We start from the raw sequence: 4,803 nt of genomic DNA, 5'->3' as shown, positions 1-4,803 counted from the left end.
CCTCCTTGCCTTCGCCACCGGGGCCGCGCGCCGTCGTCCGCCCGCGCCCACAAGGGGCGAAGACCAGGCCGGGGTGAGGACGAAAGGGCGATACCGAGGTCAAAACCCCGTCGTGGCTGGGGCGGCCGGCTCCACGGCTTTAGGCAGCCACTTTGGCGCGAGCCTCGAAGATCATGGCCCCAACGTCGTGCTTTACCGGGCAGGTCCACAGACTGCCCGACGCGCCGCAAGCTTACGGGGCCATGATCACTCGCGCCAAAGCAGCTCCAGCCCAAAGCCGTTCCACCGACCGCGTTTGGTTGCTCAACGTGGGAGGTGCATTAAAAACCTCGCATCCCCCCGCCCACAGTCGATCAACAGTGTTCCCCTGCAGAGCTGATGTGCCCTCTTCCGCAGTCCAGCGTCCCAAGTGCGCCGCCAGAGGGTCAGTGCGACGATAGTCGAGAGGGCCCTGAGCCCGCGAAGCGAGCAGGCAACTGCTCCTGCTGTACGCAAGCCCTTAACGCGATCACTCAATTCCAAGAGCTCATTATGAATGACTTGAGTGGAAAGTGCCGCGAACTATACGATTGCCTGGCAGCTACGCCCCGGACCGAAGATCTCGGACTGAGTCTGCTCGATATCCATCGGGCACTCAGAGAACATTGGGTCGTGGTCCACATGCCGTGGTACACGAAGCATGATGTTGAGCACGCCGAGAACGTAGCCAATATTGCTTTGAAATTGGCTTCAAAGCTGGAAGCCGGAAGTCAAGAACTCGACCCAGTCGATAAGTACCTCCTCTGCTCTGCGGCACTTCTTCACGATATCGGAATGAACGATCTCGCAAAATCCATTAATCCGAGTGGTGAAATGACAGAGGAAGACTATGCCACCATTCGCAAGCAGCATGCAAAACGCTCGGGAGAGATGATAATATCCCAGCGATCAAAATGGGGTTTGCCGAAACACGATTCGATCTTGGCCCAAGCTGTCAGCTTGATCGCTCAGGCGCATGGAACTTCAGAATACGCCAAGACCATACCAGAGCTTGCCGATTGCAAGACAGTAAGGGGCGTGAGCGTTAAAGCACCCACCTTGGCTGCCATTCTACTTATGGCCGATGAGCTTGACCTGGACTACGAGCGCGCGGGCGACATACCTGAATATCTCAATGCCGTTTCTGCGGCACACGACTTCAAACACCGATGCATCGGGTCCGCCGGCCTCGAGCTTAACAGCAAAGGCGAAGTAGAGATAAGAATTGAGCTCTCGATACCTAATGAGCTCGCACCGGAAGACAGGGAAGCAATCGAAGCATGGATTGTAGCCAAACTGCGGCGACAGATAAGCCTAGTCGAAGCATCGCTCGAAGAAGGATTCCCAGGTCGCCCAGGAATAAGTCGCGCCATTAAAGTATCTTACCGCAACGTCCCCTATCAGATCATGCCGTCTGCAGGGGCCCTCGCTGTAATTCGGTCCGAAGCCGCCACCGATAGGCTTATCGACCTCTCGGAATCCTTGAAGTCGATAAAAGCGGCTCTGCGCGAAGGGAAAAAGCTGATTGTCCTAATTGGAGAATGGGACAGGCTGGGCGGAGTTGACATTGACGGCAGAGAAGATCTCCTAGATGTCCTCACCAAACAGCTTAGCGCTAACGGCACTCTTATTCTCGCCAGTCGAAGGTTGGCCCTTAACGGTGCTGGCGAAGGGTCAGACGTACTTGAGGAGTGGGCAAACGCTATTCCTGACAGCAGATACCGATCGCCGGCGCAGGCACAACCTGAGGTTACTAGGCGCAGTAAGGTTCTTGATCGACTTCTCCAGGCCATCAGCGCCATTCCCCGCGAAGCGCACATATTGTTCACCTTGTCGTTCATGGAAGGAATGGACGACGACGTAAGGCGATGGTTTTTCCAGGAGGCTCTTCCTGCCATACAAGGAGCTGCACCCAGTAACACTTCCTTCGTAGTTACGGCTTCCGCTCAGTTCGTCGATGAAGTCAAACCATTGGACTACACGCCCATTGAAGTCGGCACCATCGATTTCGAAGAAGTAAAAGATCACCTAAAGCAGTATGAGCCAGGCCGGTGGGTTGGCGCCGTCTCTGCTCTGGGACTCCGCTATAAGGACTTCAAGAAACTCGCCATAAACCTTGAAAAGGACCTGCGAGGAGGGTAGGGACATGGAGGCCAGTATTCTGGACGCGTATGCATCCATCCTGAGCATTCCTCCAGTGTTCGACGAAGCGCTCGCCATCAACTACGGGACCAGCGCGGAATTTAATATCGCCCACGACAAAATAGAGGCCACACACCTTTTCGAACAATTGAGGCTCTGCGGCGTCATAGTTCGCGAGCAGGGCCTTTGCTGGAAGGTCGAAGAATCCTTTCGAAACGAGTTCTTGCGGCGCATTCAGAGAGATTCACGCTTGGATTATATGAATGCCGTAAGAGTATTCCTTGAGTACTCGAATGTTGGCTTCTCGGCAAAGATGAGAAGAGTGCTCGGTGAAAGTGCGGCAGAGATCACGAGCCGCATTATGAGATTGGAGCTCAATGATACTAGCGAGGACTTCAATGCCCTTGTGGAGATCGTTCAGGAAGGCGCTAGGCGGGGGCGAGGTGCAGATGCGCGTTGCACTATCAACCTTTTGGGTAAGCTTCCCCATCACCCGGATCGTGAGCGGCAAGAGAATTTCTTTGAGGCTCTTTGGCTCTGGCGCCGCCACGATCGAAAAGGAGCCAGGGACCATCTAGAATGTGTTCTTGCTCATCCCAACCAGGACCTCGCCAGTGCCATATCAGCACACCTGCTGGCTGTAATTGACATAGAGCAAGGGAAAGAGCATTTGGCAATATCTCTACTGGAAAGGTCTCTCTCTGATCTGGAATTTATCGACCATGAACGAGGAAGGGCCCTTGTCCTCACGACCCTGGGTCGCGCTCAACGCGAGATAGCCACACGGTGTCAAGCGCAAGCTGGAACAGACCCTAATAAGCGCATAGGCCACCTTAATGAGGCGGCAGAATTTTTCTCTGCGGCTCACTCTAGTTTTGACGAGGCTGCGCTTGTCGCAGGTAAGCTGAACGAATGGTCTAGTTACAGCAAAGCTCAGCTTGAGCTTGCGGTTTCCTATGAGAGAGAAGGGAAATTGGATAAGGCTATCCAGATCGTGGAAGAAGCGCGGCAACGTACCCCATCGACGGATAGAGACTTGATTGTAAGGGGATTGACTCAGCTCGGAAGTCTTTACCGGAAACGTAACAAGTATGCTGCAGCGGCAAGCATCCTTGATGAAGCGCTCAGATTCACAGAAGGGGATCAGCCCAACTTTGAGATCGCTAAACTGCTGAATGTACTAGCAAGCGCTGAAAGGAAGCAGGGAAACCTTGCCGAGGCGCGCCACCACGCTGAAAGCAGCGTACAATTGGGGCGTCGACTTGGAAATTCCCGTCACACGGCTCATGCGCTTAGCAATCTGGCTGCGATAGTCGTCGATGACGCTGTCAGCGAGGCTGACCTTGACTTCGCTATTGCATGCCTGGACGAATCGCAAGGAGTCTTGCGGGGGCTGAACGATGTCCGAGGGTTGCACATGATAGCTGAAACTCGCGGACGGGTACAGCGCAAGCGGGGTGACCTAGAAAAGTCGAGGCCGGATACGTCGACTAGGCGGAAACCCGTATAACGGCGGACAATCCGCGTATTCCTGCGGACCATCACGGTAGGTGCTACACACAACAGCCCCAGGTCGAGTGCTCGCCCATGTTTGCTCCGGGATGAAGAGGCCCGTGCCAGACGGGTGCCAGCTCCAGCGGGGAACCACGGGGAACACTGGAGTATCGAGGAACGGCCAGAAGAGCACCGAGGCCAGTCCGATGCAGGTCAGAGCAGGAACCACCTCTTGGGGACCCTAGCTTCCCAAGCTGAGATCATCAGCGCCTGGGACCGCTTCCTTCTTCACAGCGCGCAACAACGTGTGCTCAATACAGTCGTATGGACTGGACTGCACCTCTGAGTGCCATAGCCGGCGCACTCGCTGGCATCGTCGCGACGTTCGTTGTGGACCGAGACCGCTGGAAGCGTGCCCAACGAGCAGACGCGCAGACCGTTCTGCGCGAAGCCTTCGTGACGTACCTCTCTCACCTGGCCCGCGCGACAGAGAGCATGCGCTTCACCTCAGAAGCTGCCTACGACACACCTGAAAATCGCAGGCGTGCAGTCCGTGCCGCCTTCTCAGAGTCCGGTCTGTTCGAGCAACGGTTCAGCCTGACGATGCTTGCCCCGCCTCGCGTGGTCGAGCTGGGCGTCGAAGCATTCCGCACCGTCCGAACTCTGCGCGATCTACTCGCGGACGGCGCACACGTCACGGATGGCACCTTCCAGACCGCACAGCACACCTACTACAAGGCCGTTCAGGCCACCGCATCCGCCATGCGCCAAGAACTCGGCATCCCCGAATTGCCCTTCGATCCCTTGGCGCCCAGCCACGACACCCGCACTCAGCGGCACCCCTGAGCACCCTCCAGGGCGCGCCCCTGTGAGAGGAAACCCGGCCTTCGGGGCAGCTCGGCGCGGCCGGGCCCCGTCTCAGTTTCCGTCTCATTCAGCGCCGTTCACTGCCGTTCATCAAGGACCGCGCGCAGAGTTCGCCTCACGGGCCAGCCGCCCTTGAACGCAGGTGAACGCCCTCGAACCGAGCCCGCCACCCCACCACCACAGTTGGAAAGCGTGTTGGGGGCAACCCCTCACGAGTTCGAATCTCGTATCCTCCGCCAGTGCCTCACCGGGCACGATGTCGAAGGGCCCCACCGCTTGCGG

The 4,803-nt window shown here is 56.9% G+C and carries 3 protein-coding genes; all 3 read left to right on the top strand.

Annotated features, from left to right (window positions below; translation table 11 throughout):
• The first annotated feature begins 660 nt into the window (after positions 1 to 660).
• The 3 genes from ACFTZL_RS41095 (at position 661) to ACFTZL_RS41085 (ending at position 4,500) form a co-directional block, all read left to right on the top strand.
• Positions 661 to 2,160 carry an HD domain-containing protein gene (locus tag ACFTZL_RS41095; protein ID WP_382594551.1) on the top strand — a complete coding sequence of 500 codons (1,500 nt, stop codon included), beginning with the start codon at positions 661 to 663 and terminating at the stop codon, positions 2,158 to 2,160.
• A 4-nt stretch (positions 2,161 to 2,164) separates the two neighbouring features.
• The gene (locus ACFTZL_RS41090; RefSeq protein ID WP_382594548.1) at positions 2,165 to 3,670 is read left to right on the top strand and encodes a tetratricopeptide repeat protein; all 1,506 of its coding nucleotides are present in this window, start codon (positions 2,165 to 2,167) and stop codon (positions 3,668 to 3,670) included.
• Between the two features lie 308 nt (positions 3,671 to 3,978).
• Complete coding sequence (locus ACFTZL_RS41085; RefSeq protein ID WP_382594546.1) at positions 3,979 to 4,500, top strand: hypothetical protein; 522 nt, start codon at positions 3,979 to 3,981, stop codon at positions 4,498 to 4,500.
• Positions 4,501 to 4,803 lie beyond the last annotated feature (303 nt).

The organism is Streptomyces sp. NPDC056948 (assembly GCF_042674225.1).
In the GTDB taxonomy this organism is placed as follows: Bacteria; Actinomycetota; Actinomycetes; order Streptomycetales; family Streptomycetaceae; genus Streptomyces; species Streptomyces purpurascens.
This window is presented reverse-complemented; position numbering and strand designations above follow the sequence as displayed.